At 73.1% G+C, this 18,538-nt stretch carries 14 protein-coding genes, 1 pseudogene and 1 riboswitch; of the genes and pseudogenes, 5 read left to right on the forward strand and 10 right to left on the reverse strand.

Features of this window, described 5'->3' with window-relative positions; all coding sequences use genetic code 11:
- Positions 1–6: 6 nt before the first annotated feature.
- From J2S43_RS22465 to J2S43_RS22490, 6 genes and pseudogenes are all read right to left on the reverse strand, one after another.
- Positions 7–573: a DUF4232 domain-containing protein gene (locus J2S43_RS22465; RefSeq protein WP_306832257.1), complete on the reverse strand. Its 567-nt coding sequence runs from the start codon at positions 571–573 to the stop codon at positions 7–9.
- A 145-nt stretch (positions 574–718) separates the two neighbouring features.
- A complete protein-coding gene (gene ribH, locus J2S43_RS22470; protein WP_306832259.1) occupies positions 719–1,195 on the reverse strand; it encodes a 6,7-dimethyl-8-ribityllumazine synthase in 477 nt (158 codons plus the stop codon).
- A gap of 59 nt (positions 1,196–1,254) precedes the next feature.
- Entirely contained in the window at positions 1,255–2,493 is a 1,239-nt protein-coding gene (locus J2S43_RS22475) for a bifunctional 3,4-dihydroxy-2-butanone-4-phosphate synthase/GTP cyclohydrolase II (RefSeq protein ID WP_306832261.1), read from the reverse strand.
- Positions 2,490–3,086, reverse strand: a complete 597-nt coding sequence (locus tag J2S43_RS22480) for a riboflavin synthase (protein WP_306832263.1) — start codon at positions 3,084–3,086, stop codon at positions 2,490–2,492. The genes J2S43_RS22475 and J2S43_RS22480 overlap by 4 nt, the downstream gene beginning before the upstream one ends.
- A 167-nt stretch (positions 3,087–3,253) precedes the next feature.
- Positions 3,254–4,309, reverse strand: a pseudogene (gene ribD, locus J2S43_RS22485) (bifunctional diaminohydroxyphosphoribosylaminopyrimidine deaminase/5-amino-6-(5-phosphoribosylamino)uracil reductase RibD); the annotation flags it as partial.
- A gap of 120 nt (positions 4,310–4,429) precedes the next feature.
- Positions 4,430–4,613: riboswitch (FMN riboswitch) on the reverse strand.
- Between the two features lie 61 nt (positions 4,614–4,674).
- A complete protein-coding gene (locus tag J2S43_RS22490) occupies positions 4,675–5,556 on the reverse strand; it encodes an AraC family transcriptional regulator (RefSeq protein ID WP_306832265.1) in 882 nt (293 codons plus the stop codon).
- A gap of 99 nt (positions 5,557–5,655) precedes the next feature.
- On the opposite strand from J2S43_RS22490, the gene J2S43_RS22495 reads away from it, so the two are divergent.
- Positions 5,656–6,414 (forward strand): class I SAM-dependent methyltransferase, encoded by a 759-nt coding sequence (locus J2S43_RS22495; RefSeq protein WP_306832267.1) that lies wholly within the window; start codon positions 5,656–5,658, stop codon positions 6,412–6,414.
- 1,038 nt (positions 6,415–7,452) lie between these two features.
- Here J2S43_RS22495 and J2S43_RS22500 read toward each other — a convergent pair.
- Both J2S43_RS22500 and rpe read right to left on the reverse strand, forming a co-directional pair.
- Entirely contained in the window at positions 7,453–8,433 is a 981-nt protein-coding gene (locus tag J2S43_RS22500; protein ID WP_306832269.1) for a GGDEF domain-containing response regulator, read from the reverse strand.
- Positions 8,430–9,095 carry a ribulose-phosphate 3-epimerase gene (gene rpe, locus J2S43_RS22505; RefSeq protein ID WP_306832271.1) on the reverse strand — a complete coding sequence of 222 codons (666 nt, stop codon included), beginning with the start codon at positions 9,093–9,095 and terminating at the stop codon, positions 8,430–8,432. Before rpe ends, J2S43_RS22500 begins: the two co-directional genes overlap by 4 nt.
- Positions 9,096–9,184: 89 nt before the next feature.
- Here rpe and J2S43_RS22510 point away from each other — a divergent pair, with 89 nt between their 5' ends.
- Together J2S43_RS22510 and J2S43_RS22515 are read left to right on the forward strand one after the other, a co-directional pair.
- Positions 9,185–9,652 (forward strand): PPOX class F420-dependent oxidoreductase, encoded by a 468-nt coding sequence (locus tag J2S43_RS22510; RefSeq protein WP_306839393.1) that lies wholly within the window; start codon positions 9,185–9,187, stop codon positions 9,650–9,652.
- Between the two features lie 13 nt (positions 9,653–9,665).
- Positions 9,666–9,791, forward strand: coding sequence for a hypothetical protein (locus J2S43_RS22515; protein ID WP_306832273.1), 126 nt, complete (start codon positions 9,666–9,668; stop codon positions 9,789–9,791).
- Here the strand turns inward: J2S43_RS22515 and J2S43_RS22520 are convergent, their stop codons facing one another.
- Entirely contained in the window at positions 9,792–11,363 is a 1,572-nt protein-coding gene (locus J2S43_RS22520) for a glycoside hydrolase family 13 protein (protein ID WP_306832275.1), read from the reverse strand.
- Between the two features lie 93 nt (positions 11,364–11,456).
- Between J2S43_RS22520 and J2S43_RS22525 the strand changes: the two genes are divergently transcribed.
- The gene (locus J2S43_RS22525; protein WP_306832277.1) at positions 11,457–17,024 is read left to right on the forward strand and encodes a hypothetical protein; all 5,568 of its coding nucleotides are present in this window, start codon (positions 11,457–11,459) and stop codon (positions 17,022–17,024) included.
- Between the two features lie 71 nt (positions 17,025–17,095).
- Here the strand turns inward: J2S43_RS22525 and J2S43_RS22530 are convergent, their stop codons facing one another.
- Positions 17,096–17,668 (reverse strand): XRE family transcriptional regulator, encoded by a 573-nt coding sequence (locus tag J2S43_RS22530; protein ID WP_306832279.1) that lies wholly within the window; start codon positions 17,666–17,668, stop codon positions 17,096–17,098.
- A 48-nt stretch (positions 17,669–17,716) separates the two neighbouring features.
- Here J2S43_RS22530 and J2S43_RS22535 point away from each other — a divergent pair, with 48 nt between their 5' ends.
- A complete protein-coding gene (locus J2S43_RS22535; RefSeq protein ID WP_306832281.1) occupies positions 17,717–18,502 on the forward strand; it encodes a class I SAM-dependent methyltransferase in 786 nt (261 codons plus the stop codon).
- Positions 18,503–18,538: the final 36 nt, after the last annotated feature.

The raw sequence follows: 18,538 nt of genomic DNA on the forward strand, positions 1-18,538 counted from the left end.
CGAACATCACGCCGCGAGCGGGTGCACCTTGCCGACGCCCTTGTCCTTCTCCTCGCACGCCTGCTGCGGGGAGGAGACGAAGATGGCCGCGGTCTCCTCCGGCGGGAAGATCCGGAAGCCGCGCGTCTCGGTCGCCTTGCACTTGGCCGCGCCCGGGTCGGCCAGCAGCAGGTCGCTGCGGGCCGAGTCGCCGGGCTTCAGCGTGACCTTCTTCGGCTCGCCCTCGCGCGCGAAGTCCGCGCCGACCTGGGTGCCCTCGTCACCGGTCACGAACGACACGCCCGGGTAGCCCTCCAGCGTGCACGCCTGCGCCGACACGTTCGTGAACGTGAGCGTCTCTCCATGGTGGCCGGCCGCGCCGCCGCCCCGGGTCTCGTTGATCGTCACGGTCAGGTCGGCGGTGTGGCACCGGCCCGGCCCGGACGGGTTCGGCGCCGCAGTGGCGGCCGACACCTCCGGCGCCGCGGACCCGGAGGCCCCCGCCGCCTCGGAAGCGCCGCCGCCGCACCCGGCCAGCAGCAGCGCCGGTGCCGCCGCGGAGATCATCGCCACCCGTACCCGCAAGCTCCTCATGGTCGTCTGTGTCCCCGTGAGGGGCGCTCACGAAACCCGGCGCACCCGCCGGAAAGCGACACCGGCGGTCAGCGCCGCGAGGGTGTGACCGTGAGGCACGGTCACACCCTCGCGAAGACGCTCCGGGGCGTACCCCCGGATGGTTCTAGGCTTTCTGGATCTCGCGGACCGCGAGCGCGGCGCCGAGCGCGGCCACGGTCGAGGCCCAGCCCTTGTCCTCGATCGAGTCCTCCAGCCCGGCCCGGTCGCGGGCCTGGCCGAGCGACTCGACCGTGAGCACGCCCTGGCCGACCGGCGTGCGGGCGTCCAGCGCGACCCGGGTCAGGCCGCTGGTGACCGAGTCGCAGACGTACTCGTAGTGGGAGGTCTCGCCGCGGATGACCACGCCGAGCGCGACCACCGCGTCGCAGACCTCGGCGAGCGCCTGCGCGACCACCGGGATCTCCACGGAACCGGCCACCCGGGAGACGATCACGTCCGACACGCCGCACGCCTCCGCCGCGGCCTCGGCGCGCGTGACCATGTGGTCGACCAGCTCGTGGTGCCAGCGGGCCGCGACGATGCCGAGCTTCAGGCCACCGGCCTCGACCGTGTTCAGGTGCGGGTCTCCGAATCCAGCCATGTGTGCGATCTCCTCAGTCTCGGGCGGGTCAGTCTCGGGCGGGCCGGTCTCAGCCGGTCTCAGGCGAGTCCGTTGAGGATCTGCTCGTCGGCCTCGTCGTAGGTGTGGCCCATCCGGTCGCGCTTGGTGCGCAGGTAACGGACGTTCTCCGGGTGCGGGCGGACCGGCAGGCCCTCGCGCCCGACGATCTGCAGGCCGTAGCCCTCCAGCCCGGCCCGCTTCGCCGGGTTGTTGGTCAGCAGCGTCATGGTGCGCACGCCCAGGTCGTAGAGGATCTGCGCGCCGGTGCCGTAGTCGCGGGCGTCCGCGGGCAGGCCCAGCTGCAGGTTCGCGTCCACCGTGTCCAGACCCCGATCCTGCAGCTGGTACGCCTGGAGCTTGTGCAGCAGGCCGATGCCCCGCCCCTCGTGGCCGCGGACGTAGAGCACCACGCCCCGGCCCTCCTTGGCGACCCGGGCGAACGACGCGTCCAGCTGCGGGCCGCAGTCGCAGCGCTGCGAGCCGAAGACGTCCCCGGTCAGGCACTCGGAGTGCACCCGGACCAGCACGTCCTCGCCGTCGCCGATCTCGCCGTAGACCATCGCGACGTGCTCCGCGGTGTCGAACGCGACCCGGTAGCCGAACGCCCGGAACACGCCGTGCGACGTCGGGATGCGTGCCTCGGCGACCCGCTCGACCTGCTTCTCGTGCCGCCGCCGGTACGCGATCAGCTCGGCGATGCTGATCAGCACCAGCCCGTGCTCGGTCGCGAACGCCTCCAGGTCCGGCATGCGCATCATGGTGCCGTCGTCGTTGACCATCTCGCAGAGAACGCCGGCCGGGTGCAGGCCGGCGAGCTGGGCCAGGTCGATCGCGGCCTCGGTGTGGCCGGGCCGGCGCAGCACGCCGCCGGGCAGCGCGCGCAGCGGCACCACGTGGCCGGGCCGGGACAGCGCGGTCGGGTCGGTCTCCGGGTCGGCGAGCAGGCGCAGCGTGTGCGCGCGGTCCGCGGCGGAGATGCCGGTGGAGACGCCCTCGCGCGCGTCCACGGTGACGGTGTACGCCGTACCCCGGCGGTCCTGGTTGGTGTGGTACATCGGCGGGAGTTCGAGCCGGTCCGCGTCCTCCTCGGTGAGCGGGGCGCAGATGTACCCCGAGGTCCAGCGGCGCATGAACGCGACCAGCTCCGGCGTCGCCTTCTCGGCCGCGAAGATCAGGTCGCCCTCGTTCTCGCGGTCCTCGTCGTCCACCACGATGACCGGGCGGCCCTCGGCGATCGCCGCCACCGCCGCCTCCACCGTGCCAAAGCCACTGGTCATCGCGGGTCCCTCAACATCTTCTCGACATATTTTGCGATCACGTCGACCTCCAGGTTCACGGGATCGCCGATTCGCCTGTGCCCGAGCGTGGTCAACGTCAGGGTGGTGGGGATTAATCCGACAGAGAATGACTTTTCGGTCACGGCCGTCACGGTCAGCGAAACGCCGTCGATGGTGATCGAGCCCTTCTCCACCACGTACCGGCTGAGCTGCTCCGGCAGGCTGAACGTGACCGTCTCCCACTGCGCCGCGGGCTCCCGGTTCTCGATCCGGCCCACGCCGTCCACGTGCCCCTGCACCAGGTGGCCGCCGAGCCGGCTGCCGAGCCGCGCCGCGCGTTCCAGGTTGACCGGGTGGCCCTTGGCCAGGCCGCCCAGGCTGGAGCGGCGCAGCGTCTCACCCATCACGTCCGCGGTGAAGATCCCGTCGCCGAAGTCGACCACGGTGAGACACACGCCGTTGACCGAGATCGAGTCGCCGTGCTTCGCGTCCTCGCTGACCAGCGGGCCGCGCACGGTCAGCAGGGCCGAGTCCTCGCTGGTCCCGGCCAGGTCGACGACCTCGCCGAGTTCCTCCACGATGCCGGTGAACATCGCTAGTCTTCCCCCTTCTCCTTGGTGGAGCCGCCGCGGATCGGCACGCCGCGCATGATGTCCGAGCTGGCGCGCTCTTCAGCTGAAATATCGGCTTTTTTCGGTACTTGTGGTGTCAGCTGGGCCGTGAGGCTCGGCTCCGGCACCCGGGCCGGGTAGCGCGGCACGGCCGTGTACCGGATGTCCGGCCCGACCAGCGTGATCTCGGTGAACTCCAGGTCGATCGGCTCGCGCAGGATGCCGACGCCGACGCCGTTGCTCAGCTCCTTGCCGGACAGCGACGGGCGGCCCGCGCCGAGCAGCTTCGGCGCCATGTAGCCGATCACGCGGTCGACCAGCCCGGCGGAGAGGAAGCCGGCGGCCAGCGTCGGACCGCCCTCCAGCAGCGCCGCGCGCACGCCCCGCTGGTACAGGCCGCGCAGCAGCGCGCGCAGGTCGACCAGGCCGTCCGGGCCGGTGCCGACCTCGGCCGCGGTCGCGATCCAGGTCTCGGCCAGGCCGTCGCGCACGCGTGCGTCGTCCGGGGTCTCGCCGTCGCCGTCCACCACCACGCGCAGCGACTGGCGGATCGCCAGGCTGCCGTCGCGGACGTTGCGGACGGTCAGCCGCGGGTTGTCGGCCAGCACGGTGCCGACGCCGATGATGATCGCGTCGGCCTCGCCGCGGAGTTGGTGCACGTCTATCCGCGCGGCCTCCGAGGTGATCCACTCGGAGGAGTTGTCGACCGCGGCGGTCCGGCCGTCCAGCGTGGAGGCGACCCGCCAGGTCACGTAGGGCCAGCCCCGGCGCACCGCGGTCAGCCAGGCCACGTTGCCGGCGGCGGCCTCCTCCTCGCGTACCCCCTGCTCGACCTGGATGCCCGCGTCGCGAAGCGTCGCGGCGCCGTGACCGGCCAGCGGGTTCGGATCGGAGACCGCGATCACCACGCGGCGGACGCCGGCCTGGATGAGCGCGCGGGTGCACGGACCGGTTTGACCCACGCTGTCACAGGACTCCAGCGTCACCACGGCCGTGCCGTTCTTCGCCCGCTCGCCCGCGTGCGCCAGCGCCACGATCTCCGCGTGCGGCCCGCCGGCGTACGCGTGGAAGCCCTCGCCGACCACCCGCTCCTGCGAGTCCAGGATGACGCAGCCCATCACCGGGTTGGGGCTGGTGGTCCCGAGACCGAACGCGGCGAGCGCGATCGCGTGCCGCATCGCCTCGTTCTCGGCCCGGCTAGCCATGGCGGCCATCTCCCCTCGCTCGCGGTCATGTCACGCGCAGCGGGGTGTTACGACGGGGACGCACGGGTACGGCAAGCCGCACCCCTCGACACACCCTGGTCAGGGCAGCATCGATCGTCCGCGCGCTGTCTCCCATCCGGACTGTCTGACCGTGGCCGGCATTGGCCTGGTCAACCGTCGGCCCCGGATTCTCACCAGGTCCACCGGCCGGGCTCGTGGAGAGCTCGTCCGGGTCGCGGGCTGACCGCTCCGGGTGGAGCGGATCACCGCCGGTTCGGAATTTCACCGAGTCCCGCCAGCGCGTGGTGGGCTACCCCCGAGTCTTACACGTTCCCGCGCGATCGTCTGCTATCGGGCGATCGACGTCACAACGCCGACTCCCGGCGGAACCGGCCGGGCGATATGCCGTATTCGCGGCGAAATGCACCGCCGAACGCGAACTCCGTCGAGTAGCCGACCCGGCGGGCGATCGCGGCGAGCGGCGCATCCGACTCGCGGAGCAGCCGGGCACCGTGCGCGAGCCGCGCCTCGGTCAGGTAGGCACGCGGCGCCAGCCCGGTCACCTCGGCGAACCGGCGGGAGAACTCGCGGCGCGGCAGCCCGGCCCGGTCGCTGAGCCGCTGCACGGTCCATGGCTCCCCCGGACTGTCCCTGATCTGCCGGACCACGCCCGCGATCACCGGATCGGTCACCCCGCCCTCCGCCGGATGCTGCGCCAGCCACTCCCGCAGCACCTGGGTGAGCAGCAGGTCGAGCAGCGCCGGCCGGGACACCTCGCCGCCCGGTGCGGCACCGGAGACCTCCGCGTCGAGCAGCCCGACGAGCGCGCGCAGCGCCGGATCGCGCGGCTCGCGCGGCGAGATCGCCATGACACCCGGCAGCGACCGCAGGTACGGGTGCGCCCGCCCGTGCGTCAGCCAGTACGCCCCGCAGAGGAAGACCACGTCCGCGTCCGCCGCGCGCGGATCGTCGCCGCCGAGCACGGCCTGCGGCAGCGACTCCAGCCGGACCGGCGCCGGGCTGAGCCCGTGCGGCGCGCCGGCCGCGGTGAACACGACGTCGCCGGGAGCAAGCGCGCGCGGCGCGTCGTCCTCCGAGATCAGCCAGGCGTCGCCGCGCATCAGCACGTGGAACCCGCTGACCGGCAGGCCGGGATAGCGCATCCCCCACTCGCCGGCACCGGTGACCCAGCAGGCCTCGGCGCGCCCGACCCGCACGCTGCCGATCGCCTCACTCACCACGTCCACGGTCAGCAATCGTATGTCTCCGGCACGCCGGAGCATGGCCGGGCCGTTCCCCGGCCGGTTCGATCGGAACTCCAAGTCCCCTCGCGTTTGGAGCACCACGTGATCGACCTCGACCACCACGACTCGATGCTGCCCGCCGCGGTGAAGTGGATCGAGCCCACCACCGGCGAGATCGCCGGCCGGCTACTGGACGAGGCCGCGCTGCCGGCCGGCGCGCGCATCCTGGACGTCGGCGCCGGCACCGGACCGCTGGTCGTCGCGGCGGCATCCCGCGGCCTGGAGGTCGTCGGCGTCGACATCGCGCCACTGACCACCACCTACCTCACGGGCCGGGTGGCGGCGCTGCCGCTGGCCAGCACCGACCTGGCGGACGCGAATGCGCTGCCCTACCCCGACGACTCGTTCGACGCGGCGTTCTCCGTGCTGGCCGCGATGTATGCCGGGCCGGGCGCGCTCACCGAGATGCGCCGCGTGGTCCGGCCCGGCGGCACCGTCGCGATCGTGCACTGGGCCCGGTCGTACATGTCGCCGTACACCCGGATCATCTGGGAGACCAGTCCCGAACTGGCCGTGAACCTGCCGGCGCTCACGCCCGCGGACTTCACCGCCGCACTCACCGGCGCCGGATTCACCGACGTCCGGGTCGCGCCTATCACCGCGGGCTATGCGCTGCCGGCCGCTGACGAGTTCCTGCTGGAGTTCTCGCCGTTCGTGATCACGCATCCGGGCTATCGGGCGATGAGCCCGACGCAGCGCGCGGGCCTGGACACCGCGCTGGCCGCCCGCGTGCGCCGGATCGAGACCGGGGAGGAGCCGCGGCCGCCGTTCGAGGCACTTGTGGCCTGGGGGCGGGCCTGATGTTCAACCCGGCGGTGTTCCCCTGGAAGGCATTCGGCGCTCTACGTCTTACCGAGTCTTCGGCGTCGAGGTCAGCGGCTCCGCAGAAGCGGACCTCCATATCGACGAGATCCGGGCGTTGAGCACCCGGCCGCCTTCCGCGCCTCACACCCTGACCGCGAAAGCTCAGTAACTCCAGCGAATAGGGCGTGCGAGTGGCGCTTCTCGTTGTTTGGTTACTTTTTAGCCTCCGGCGGGCCTCGGGCTCCGGGGAGGGCGCGGGTACCGGCGGGGTCGCTGTCCGTCGGCCCCGCTGTCTTTTCGTGGGTGGCATGGGTTGGGTGTCGTATGCCTGACTGCCCCGTATGCCGTCTTCCAGGACAAGCCCGAGCAGATCATCGGCAGGGCCGCCAGCTTGGTCTTCGGTCGGCATGGTCGGCGCCGGGGGCGCCGCCCTCGCCTGGGCTGCGGTGTCGTTGCGGGTGGCGGCCCTGCCGATGATCCGCATCCCAAGGGGTGGTCGACGGCATACGGGGCAGCCAGGCGCCGGCGGTCTGCGCGGGGCGCGCGATCAGAGATCAGAACCGGCCCTGCGTGCCCCTGAAGTCGATCACGTGTCGCAAATCGTTGGTATCCGGCGCCCTTAACAACGATTTGCGACACGTGATCGTTTCGGTAGTCATCCGTCGGCTTTTTTATACTGATATTTCGGGCGTGCCGAATGCGGCAGATGACGCTTTCTTATCGATCACCTCGAGAAGGGCAGGCCGGGCACCCTGTTGCCCGAGATCTCGGATATCTGGCCCCGCCGACGACGCTTCCGCGGGAATTGCGTCGTCCGACCCTGAGTGATCCGCGCGCTGAGCAAGGAGGTCAATGCACTTACGACGAAATATCAGATAAGAGGAGGCCTGTTCAGCGCGTCGAGGCCGGCAGCTTCCCGCAGGCGGCCCTCTACACACCGAGATTCGGGGCGCGGAGCGCCCGGTCGGCTTCTGCAGTCCTAGCGAACGCAGCCGAACGGCGTGGAGCAGCCACGATCGAGGAGCCTCGGCGGCACTACGTCTGGACGTTGCCGCGTTTGTCGATGGCGACGTACGAGCCCGGCTGGTTCTTCGCGGTCTTCTTCATGTCGGAGGCGATCGCCATCACGATGCGCGCGTCGTCGAAGCGGCGGCCCTCCCCCGTCGTGGCGACGCCGATCGACAGCGTCACCAGCGCGGCTCGCTGCTTTCCGCCCCGCCGGTCCGGCACCTCGATGTAGCCGCGGCGCGCATGCTCAGGGTCGTACAACTCGTCGGCCGCGCGTTCGAAGTCGACGACCATCGCCTGGGTGAGCGGGCGGATCTGTTCCGGGTGGCAGATGAAGATGAAGTCGTCGCCGCCGATGTGGCCGAGGAAGACCGGGGGCAGGCCGACCTGGACCACCGCGCGGTGCAGGCTGCGCGCGAGCGCCTGGATGAACGCGTCGCCGCGGTCGAAACCGTACACGTCGTTGACCGCTTTGAAGCGGTCGATGTCGATGTAGCCGACCGCGTAGTCGGCGCCGCTGCGCATGCGGTCGCTGATCTCGCGCTTGACCCGGCTGTTGCCGGGCAGGCCGGTCAGCGGCGAGACCTCGCGCGACTCCTGGTTGCGGTTGAGCGTGTTGCGCACGCGCGCGACCAGCTCGGACGTGTCGAACGGCTTGACCATGTAGTCGTCGGCGCCGGCCTTGAGACCGTTCACCTTGTCGATGGTCATGCTCTTCGCGGTGAGCATGATGATCGGCAGCGTGGAGGTGATCGGGTTCGCCCGCAGGCGCCGGGTCAGCTCCAGGCCGTCGATCTCCGGCATCATCAGGTCGAGCACGGCCAGCGACGGGCGCTGCTTGTCGATCTCCTCCAGCGCCTGCTTGCCGTCGTTCGCCACGACCACGTCGAAGCCGTCGAGTTTGAGGTTGAGCGCCACGAAGTGCGCTATGTCGCGGTCGTCGTCGACCACGAGTATCAGGTCCCGGCCGGGTTCCGGCCCGAACTCGTCGCGCTCGTTGCCGCTCACGCTGAGCCCAGCGCACGCAGCTTGCGGATCGCCTCGGCCGGGTCGGCCGCGCCGTAGACCGCGGTGCCGGCCACGAACGCGTCCGCGCCGGCCTCGGCCGCGGCCGCGATGGTGTCGGCCGCGATGCCGCCGTCGACCTCGAGGCGGAGTTCCAGGTGGCCGGCGTCGATGTGCCGGCGGGCGGCGCGGACCTTGTCGAGCGTCTCCGGTAAGAACTTCTGGCCGCCGAAGCCCGCCTTGATCGTCATGATGAGCAGCGTGTCGAAGTGCGGGAGCAGCTCCAGGTAGGGCGTGACGTCGGTGTCCCGGTCGATCGCCAGCCCGGCCTTGGACCCGGCCGCGCGCAGCGTCTTCGCCAGCGCGACGGGGTCGCCGGTGGCCTCGGCGTGGAACGTCACGTTGTATGCCCCGGCCTCGGCGTAACCGGGTGCCCAGCGCTCCGGGTCCTCGATCATGAGGTGCACGTCGAACGGGATCGGCGTGGCTCTGCGCAGGCTCGTCACCACCGGCAGGCCGATCGTCAGGTTCGGCACGAAGTGGTTGTCCATCACGTCGACGTGCAGCCAGTCGGCCGCACCCTCGACCGCGCGCGCCGCTTCGGCGAGGCGGGCGAAGTCGGCGGCCAGGATGCTCGGGGCGATGATGATCGACGGCGCGTCCACGACAGTGAGTCTACCGATCGCCGGGCTTTTCGATCACCAGTGGCGCATAGGGTTGCGGCGAAGCCACGTACCGAGGGGAAATGACGCTGATGCCACGCACGATCGCCACGAACACGCGCGTCGGCCGGGACGAGTTGCTCGACTTCGTCCGGCCCCGCCACCACGCGGTCCTGATGACCACGCGCACCGACGGCCGCCCGCAGGCGTCGCCGGTGACCATGGGCGTCGACACCGAGGGCCGCATCGTGATCTCCACCTATCCGGAGCGCGCCAAGTCCAGCAACGTCCGGAGGAATCCGCTGGTGTCGGTGTGCGTCATGTCGGACGAGTTCAACGGCGCGTGGGTGCAGGTGGACGGCACGGCCGAGGTGCTGGACCTGCCGGGCGCGCTGGAGCCGCTGGTCGAGTACTTCCGGTGCATCTCCGGCGAGCACCCGGACTGGGACGAGTACCGCGCGGCCATGGTCGCGCAGGGCAAGTCGCTGATCCGCGTCACGATCGACTCCTGGGGCCCGATCGCCACCGGCGGCTTCCCGGCCCGTCTCGCCGACGACTGAGGGTGATGCCGCGGTGAACCGGGCACACCGCGTCGCCGTAGCAGGCGGTCGTCGCAGACCGGAGGACGCGTGCGCGGTCGACGATCCGCCGCGTGCCCCGCTGCTCCAGGTGGCCGCCTACCTGCTGTCGAACTGCTGATCAGTCCGCGAACCAGGCGGCGGCGCCGGGCGGGAGGAGCCCGTCGGCGCCGATCGGCGCGCTGGTGATCAGCGGGGTCGCGCGCGGGTCGACCTCGGCCGGCTCGTCGCCCATGTTCACCACACAGATCAGATCCCCGGGGGTACGGCGAAAGCAGAGCACCGGGTCGCCCGGCTCGGACAGCCACTCCAGCTCGCCCTCGCCCAGCCGGTCGCGGCGGATCTCCAGCGCGGCCCGGTAGAGCGTGAGCATCGAGTCCGGGTCGGACTGCTGCGCCTCCACCGTCAGCTCGGCCCAGGACTGCGGCTGGGGCAGCCACGGCGTACCCGCTGATGGGTCTGGGGAGAAGCCGAACGGCGGCGCGGAGCCGGACCACGGGATCGGCACCCGGCAGCCGTCCCGGCCACGCTCGGCACCGTTCGTGCGCAGGAAGTTCGGGTCCTGGCGGAGCGCGTCCGGGATGTCCGTCACCTCCTCCAGGCCCAGTTCCTCGCCCTGGTAGAGGTAGACGCCGCCGGGCAGCGCGAGCATCAGCAGCGCGGCCGCGCGGGCCCGGGCCTGACCGGTCACGCCGCCGCCGTAGCGGGTGGCGTGCCGGATCACGTCGTGGTTGGAGAGCACCCAGGTCGCGGGCGCGCCGACCGGGGCGAGGCCGGCCAGCGTGTCGTCGATCGCGGTCCGGAACGCGCGCGCGTCCCACGGCGCGACCAGGAACGCGAAGTTGAACGCGGTGTGCAGTTCGTCCGCGGCCAGGTAGCGGCCGAGGCGGGCGAAGTCGAGCACCCACGCCTCCGCGACCATGGTCCGGTCCCCCGGATACGCGTCCACGACCCGCCGCCAGCCGCGCCAGATCTCGTGCACCTCGTCCCGGTCCCAGAACGGGTGCCCCGGCTGCGCGATGTGCACCGGCACGCCCGGGTCGAGTGTCGCCGGCAGCTCCGGGAACGCGGGGTCCTTGCGCAGCCCGTGCGCGACGTCGATGCGGAACCCGTCGACGCCCCGGTCCAGCCAGAACCGCAGCACGTCCTCGAACTCCGCGACCACCTCCGGGTTCGTCCAGTCCAGGTCCGGCTGCGCGGAGTCGAAGAGGTGCAGGTACCAGCTGCCGTCCTCGACACGGGTCCAGGCCGGGCCGCCGAAGACGGACCGCCACCCGTTCGGCGGCGCGTCGCCGTTCCCGGGCCGGAAGAGGTAACGGGCGCGGGCGGCCGCGTCACCGGCGAGCGCGGCCCGGAACCAGGCGTGCGCGGACGAGGTGTGGTTCGGGACGATGTCCACGATGATCTTCAGTCCGGCCGCGTGTGCGCCGGCGATCAGCGCGTCCGCGTCGCCCAGCGTGCCGAACAGCGGGTCCACGTCACGGTGGTCGGCGACGTCGTAGCCCGCGTCCGCCTGCGGGGACGGGTAGAACGGATTCAGCCAGATCGCGTCCACGCCCAGGCCGGCCAGGTACGGCAGCCGGGAGATCACGCCGGGCAGGTCACCGATGCCGTCGCCGCCGGAATCCGCGAAGCTGCGCGGGTACACCTGGTAGATCACCGCGTCGCGCCACCACGGGCCGCTGCCAGTCATCCGCCGATCATCCCATCGGGTGACCGTCTGTGCAGGTTGAACCGAATGCTGTGGCGTCCCGTTATCAGGGCCACGACGCCCTGAGGAGTGACCTTGCCCACGCTCTCCCTCTCTGACATCTGCCGTGACGGGCGGTTCGTGCCGATCCCCGGCGGGGCCTACTTCCACCCCGGCACGATGGCCGACCCGGTCGACCTCCTCGCGCTGACCCGGGCGATGAACGCGCCACGACCGGCGGCCGGCGGCACGATCGTGGTGCCGGAGATCGCGCTGGGCCGCCCGGGTGCGTTGAACGCGGTGCGGATCGCGCTCGCCCAGATGCCGGCCGGCGCGGTGCTCACCGGGCCGAACGGCAGCCTCATCGGTACGGACGACTGGCTGGCCGCCACGGAGAGCACCGGCGCGCAGGCGTACGCGCCGTACGTACCCGGGACGGTCTTCTCCAAGCGTGTGGTTCCGGTGGACGCGTCCGGCCGGGAGACCGCGGGCCCACCGGCCGCCGTGCGGATCCTGCCGCCCGCGGACGCGGACGCGCGCGAGCTGCTGCGCACGGCCGCGGAGCTGGCCCGAGACCTGACGCGCCACCCGGCCGACCGGATCCGCGACCTGAAACCGTCCGGCACACCCGCCTATCTGCTGGCCGCCGGCATGATCCTGACCGGGCGCCCGGACGCGTGGGATCCCGGCCGGGTGACGCCACCGGCGCTCGACGAGGTCCGCCGCACCTTCGCCGGCGGCGGCACGGTGCCGCTGCCCGGATCGCCCGCGCTGGTGCACACGCCCGGCCTCACCGGCGAGAAGCTGGGCTGGCTGTTCACCGACGAGGACGGCACGCTCCTGCGAGTGTCGGTGGACGGGATCGCGCCCACGAACGAGCCGGCACCGGACGCCACCGTCGTTCGATTCGGCCCCCCGGCGGCCACACCCCCACCGGAGCCCCCGGCCGCGCTGATCGCCGTGCTGGACACACTGGATCCCTGGGACGGCGTGCCGGACTGCGTGGACCGGGTCGCGCACGTGATCGGCGGCCTCGGCGGCCTGACCTACGCGCCCGGCACCGAGGGCCTGCGCCCGCGGGAGGTGCTGGCCGCGCGGATGGGCGGCTTCTTCGGCCCGGCCGGCGGGCCCGGGCTGCTCAACGGCCTGGGCGCGGGCACGGTCGCACCGGTCTGGGTGCGGCCGGCCCCGCTCGCCGACGGCCTGTTCCGGCCCGGCCGGGCCGCGCACATGGTGCTCGTCCACCATCACGGCGGCGGGCGGTTCACGCTGCTGGAGACGCAGGCCGACGGCGCCGAGCGGCTCCGGCCGTTCACGCTGCACGACCGAGTGCTGCCGGACGCGCTGACCGGCACGCTGCGGCTCGTCCAGGACGGGGCCAGGCGGCTGCGGCAGACCGAGGTGGGCACGCGGCGCACCGTCTCCGCCCCGGAACCGGCCCCGGTGGACCGCGGGGTGGCCGCGCTGACCGACCCGCCCACCGGCCGCCCTGAGCCGGAGGGGGCGGGCGCGGAGTTCGAGCCGATGGTCCGGATCGGCCGGGAACGGGTGCTGCACCAGAAGAAGCCGGCACCGCAGTTCACGAACTCGTTCGAGAACCTGACGTTCGTCGAGCTGCCCAGCGTCGGCCTGGTGCTCAAGGGCGACAAGAAGGTCGTCGCGCTGGGCCGGTCCGGCCGCTGGTACGGCTCCGAGGCAGAGGCCGAGGCGGTGGAGGGCGGTTACCGGCGGGCCGAGCAGTGGCGGATCATCGAGGTCGCGACGTACGTCGGCACCGCGCTGCCCGGCGAGCCGGCCGACTACCCGACCGCGGGCGCGCTGCACACCAACGCCAAGGTGATGATCCGCTGGCTGCAGAACATGGGCCGGTACGGGTACTCGCTCAAGGACACGCTCAGCCTGACGCCCGAGATGGCGGCGTACTTCGACCGGTGGGCCGCCGGCCTGCACCGCAGCGAACGGGCGGCCGCCCGACAGCTCCGCGACGCGCTCGCCGAGGTCGCGCCGGCGGACCTGCCGGGCATCGCGCGCGAGGAGAAGCTGTTCCATCCGGAGCACAGCTCGGGCGGGAACCTCTACCACTCGACCGTGGACGTGTCCCTGGCCGGCATACCGGCGCTGCACGCGCTGCGCCGGCAGTGGGTCCGGGGGCGTGACGACCACTACGACGAGATCGTCCGGGTCGACGAGGTGATCGCGGAGCAGGCCGTCCGGATCGCCCGCACGTTCGTCCGGCAACTCGTCGACGGGCCGCTGGACGCGGACGACGTCGCCGAGCTGATGCGCGGCACCGAGGCGCACGAACTGCGCGGCGTCCTGCACGTGGTGCTCACCCACCTGATGACGAAGGCGTACCGGGTCCGGCTGAAGAAGGTCGGGCTGCACAAGAACGGCACGCTCGCGCTGGCCCGGTACGACCTGGACGAGATCAGCGAGCACCTGCCCGAAGACGTCAAGGTCTTCCTCACCCGGAACTTCGGCGATCTGGTCCGGGACCTCGACCGGTCGCTCGCGCTACGGCTCCCGGGCCTGGCCGGGCGCGGTGAGCGGTGGACCGAGAAGCGCATGCCGCTGTCGAACAGCACGGCCCGCGGGCCCCGCTACAAGCACGTGCTGCGCGGCGCGCTGCTCGGCGACCCGGACCGGCTGACCCCGATCCAGAGGATCGTCGGCGGCATGACCGTGCTGGAGGTCGGCGCGCCGCTACTCGGACAGCCGCAGCGGTTCGCGTTCGAGCTGCGCCTGCACCTGCCGGACCGGAACTCGTACGCGCCGGTCGAGAGCCAGACCACGCTGGACGGCACGGACGAGTACCTGCGGCACTCGCTGGACGTCTCCCGCGCTGCCGAGCGGGTCGCGGACCAGGCCCGCGCGTGGACGAGGGCGAACGGAGCGGCCCGGGACGTGGCGGCCTCGCTCAGCGCCGCGCACGGCGCGCTGACGCCCTGGCACGGCAACGTCTTCCACGACCCGAGCGGTGCGCTGTGGGAGAAGCGGAACGGCGTCTGGGACCACCCGGTGCAGCTGGTCAGCGAGGTCGGCACGTCCGGGCGGCTGGACGGCGAGCGGCCCGTCGTGCAGCACGAGTCCGGGCGGCGCCAGGGGTCCCGGCGGCCGGTGCTGGCGCTGCTGTCCCGCAGCCGGTGGACCCGGTGGCGGCGCGAGGAGCACCTGGAGCGGTCCTCGGCGTACCTGGTGCTGGCCCGGCCGATCGGCCACCTGGTCCGCGTGCCGGTGCAGCGCGAAGGCCGGACGGCCGAGGCGTGGCTGACCGCGGACCAGTTCGCGGCGCTGCTCTACACGCAGAACATCGGCACCCGGTTCGCGCTGCGAGCGGTCGACGGCGAGTTCGCGGACGGCTTCGTCGGCCGGGTCGGTGCGGAGTACACGGCGCTGCACACCGCCGGCCGGATGCAGAACCTGCACGTCTACCGGGTCGCTGGGATCCGTTACGACGCCGCGCCGCCCACACCGGTCGCGGTGCTCGCGCCCGGCAAGGACGGGCTGCTCGCCACGCTCGACCCGGCGCTGCGCGCGATCCGCCTCGCCGATCCGCCGGTACGCCGGTTGGTCCACGGCTCCGCGGACGCCGCGAACGCCTGGTCCATCGCGGCCCGCGGGCTGGCCGAACTCCGGGCCGACTTCGCCGGGCTCGCGGAGCCGGAGCTGCGCGCGCGGTTCCGCGACCTGGCGTTCGCGGCCGACAAGGCGATGGAGCTGGTCGGCGAGCTGGTCCCGGACCGCGACCACCCGGTGGCCGGCGCGCTGCTGCGGCTGGACGCGCTGCTCGGCACGCGCCGGTTCCCGGGCGGGGAGTGGCCGGACGCGGCGCCGCCCGCGCCCACGCCGGCCGAGCGTCGGGTGCGCGCGGCCGTGGACGTGCTCTCCGCGCCGGACGTCGGGCGGCTGCTGCCGCTGCTCGGCCGGACGCTGCGCGCGAGCGACACGGACGGGCTGCGCGGGCCGGACGCGGTCGCGGCGCGGCTGGGCGGCTGGTTCGGGCCGGCCGGCGGTGTGGGGCGGCTGACCGGGCTGCCGGTGGGCAGCGTGACGCCGGTCCGGGCCGGGGAGCGCATGCTGCTGGTGCAGCGGGCCGCGCACACCCGGTTCGTGCTGGCCGACCCGGCCGCGGACGGCGACGCCCGGTTCACCGCGTTCCCGTTCGCCGCACTGGCCGAGGGCGACACGGTACGGCTGCCGGCGGCGCTGCACGGCCCGGTGCGGCTGGTCACGGACGCGGACGGCGCACTGCGGCACGTCGTGGTGGAGACCCGGCGTGCGGGGGCGTCGGCGCCGGAGTCGGCCGCGCTGACCACGACGGACCGGCTGACCGTGGAGACGCTCCCGTTCCCGGCGACCGGCCGGCCGCCGACCGCCGAGCCGCCCTCGCTCCCGCCGGTGGACCAGCCGGCTACCGCAGCACCGGTGGATCAGGCGGCTGCCGTGCGGCCGGCTCTCACGCCTCGCGATGCCGGTCCGGCGGCGGGGCGGGACCTCGGCACGCCGCCACCGGCCGTGCCGGTCGAGTGGCCGGTGCTGGTGCTGGGCGAGTTCAAGGCCGCCGCGGGTGTGCTGGACGGTGTCCGGGCGCACGGTCACCTGGCCGGGCGCCCGGTCATCGCGGTCGGCCTGAGTGGCCCGCCCGAGGTGGTGGAGACCGTGATCGGCCGGCTGGACGCGATGCTCCGCCGCTACGCGCGGGCCGGGGTGACGCCGCTGGTGGTGGCGCCGGCCGCGACAACGACCGGCCGGAAGCGGCTGGACGAGACGCGCGCGCGACGGCCGATGATCACGCTGACCCTGGAGACCTCCGGGTTGGATCCGGCGGTGTGGCGGCTGCGCGCCGCGGACGGCACGCCGGTCACCCACGCGTCCACGCTGGTCGCGGACCTCTTCGTGCCGGCCGCCGCGCTGCCCGGCACGGTGGGCGCGCTACCGGGCGCGCTCGCCGGCTGGCTGCTGGCCGACGGCCCGGCCGAGGCCGAGGCGCACCACCGCGCGCACACGGCGGCGCTGCACGGCCCGGAGACGGAGACCGTGCTGGCGCGCCTGGCCGAGGCGGCACCGGACGACGTGGAGCTGGCCGCGTACCGCGTCGCGCTGGACCTGGCGCGGCGGGCCGGAGGCATGCCGGAACCGGGCGCGGCACGGCTGCGGCCGTCGGTGACCTCGATCCTGGCCGTCGAGCCCGCGTACCGGCCGGGCGGCGGCGCGCCGGTCACGGCCGTCTACGACTACCTGGGCGTGACCGGCGGCCGGCGGGAGCGGTACCCATGGGAGGGCCTGCTGTTCCAGCTGCTGCTGGCCGGTGAGCTGACCGGCGATCAGTTGCTGGCGCTGATGCGCGCGACCGCGGTCACCGCGCCGGACCGGGCGAGCATCGCGGTCGTCGAGGTGTTCCTGGCGCTGCGCGACCTGCCCGAGCGGCTGCTCGGCGAGAACCCGATGACGCACCCGGACCTGGTGGAGATCATGGAGAGGATCGGCCGGGTGACCCGGGGCGCGGACGGCTCGTACGCGGACTGCGTCGACCCGGTCGACCGCACGGCCTGGATCGGCCGCTTCGACGACCACGCCGCGCGGTGGCGGGCGACCGGCGACCCGGCCACCACCCGGCGCGCCGACCTCCTCCGCCTCGCCACCGACCTGCTGGCCAACTGCTGAGCCGCACACCGCCCGCCGCACCCCACGCCCACCGGCCCCGGCCGCAGCCCGATCGCGCTGCGCCGGGCCGGTCAGGTGGGCTCGGAGAGGTGGGCGTGCTCGCCGTCGTGGTCGAGGATGGTGAGGATCTCGCAGGGGCCGCCACGGGCGCCGATCGCGTGCGGCACCATGGTGGCGAACTCGGCCGCCTGCCCGCTCTCGACGAAGACGGTCCGGTCGCCGAGCCGCAGCACCGCGGTGCCGGAGAGCACGGTGAACCAGTCCCGGCCGGGGTGGACGCCCAGCGTGTCGTAGGGGCGGTCCGGCTCGATGCGCATCTTCGCGACCGTCCGGCCGTGTGGTGCCCCGCCGCGGGAGAGCAGCCACGTGGTGACTCCGGAGCCGCGCTCGTGCGTCGGGCGGATCACCACGTCGCTGTCGTCGGCGGGCTCGACGAGCTGGTCGAGCGTGGTGCCGAGCGCGCGGGCGAGCAGCACCAGCTGGTCGAGCGCGATCCGGCGGTGGCCGGTCTCGAGGCGGCTGAGCGTGGACGGGCTCAGGTGGCAGCGGGCCGCCAGCGCGTCCAGCGACCAGCCCCTGGCCACCCGCAGGCCGCGGATCCGCTGCCGGACCAGATCGTCCAGCGCGCCGTCTTCTTGCGTCATAGGCAAGATCGTATGCCGTAGACGCAGGATCCGCCTACCGTGATCGTCATGACGGAACACCACCACCATGACGACTCGAGCATGGCCGAGCTGCTGGAACTCGACGGCGCGGTCCTCGCCGGATATCTGGACACCGTGACCGCCTGGGTCGCGGGTCTGGCGGCGGACCCGCCGAAGCGGATCGTCGACCTCGGCGCCGGGACCGGGATCGGCACTCTGGCGCTGGCCGCCCGCTTCCCCGGTGCCGAGGTCGTCGCGGTCGACAACTCGCCGCGCATGCTGGAGCGGATCCGCGCCGCCGCCGCGCGGGACGGCCTCGGCGGCCGGATCGCCACGCTGGAGGCCGACCTGGCCGGCGGCTGGCCCGGCGTCGAGCGCCCCGGCCTGGTCTGGGCGGCGCTGTCGATGCACCACGTGCCCGACCCGGAGGCGCTGCTGGGCCAGATCCGTGACGCGCTGCCCGGCGACGGCCTGCTGGTCGTCTCCGAGATGCCGGGCCAGCCCCGGTTCCTCGGCGACGACCCGTGGGAGCAGCGGCTGCACGAGGCGATCGCGGAGCGGCAGATGGGCTTCGACCCACACCCGGACTGGACCGCGACGATGGAGCGCCTCGGCTACCGGGTGACGCGCCGCGACTTCCCGATCGAGGTGAGTGAGCCCGCGGACCTCGTCCGGCGCTACTTCCTCGCGTTCCTGCGCCGCATGCGCGGGGCCGTGGCCGAGCGACTGACCGCCGGCGACCTGCGGATCCTCGACGAGATCGTCGCGAGTGACGCGGCCGGCCGGGCGCCGGCCGTCCGGACCAGCCGCACGGTCTGGGCAGCACGCCGCTGACCCGGCAGCGGCACGCCACCGAGCCGGCGGCCTGCC

The sequence above is a fragment of the Catenuloplanes nepalensis genome, from assembly GCF_030811575.1.
In the GTDB taxonomy this organism is placed as follows: domain Bacteria; phylum Actinomycetota; class Actinomycetes; order Mycobacteriales; family Micromonosporaceae; genus Catenuloplanes; species Catenuloplanes nepalensis.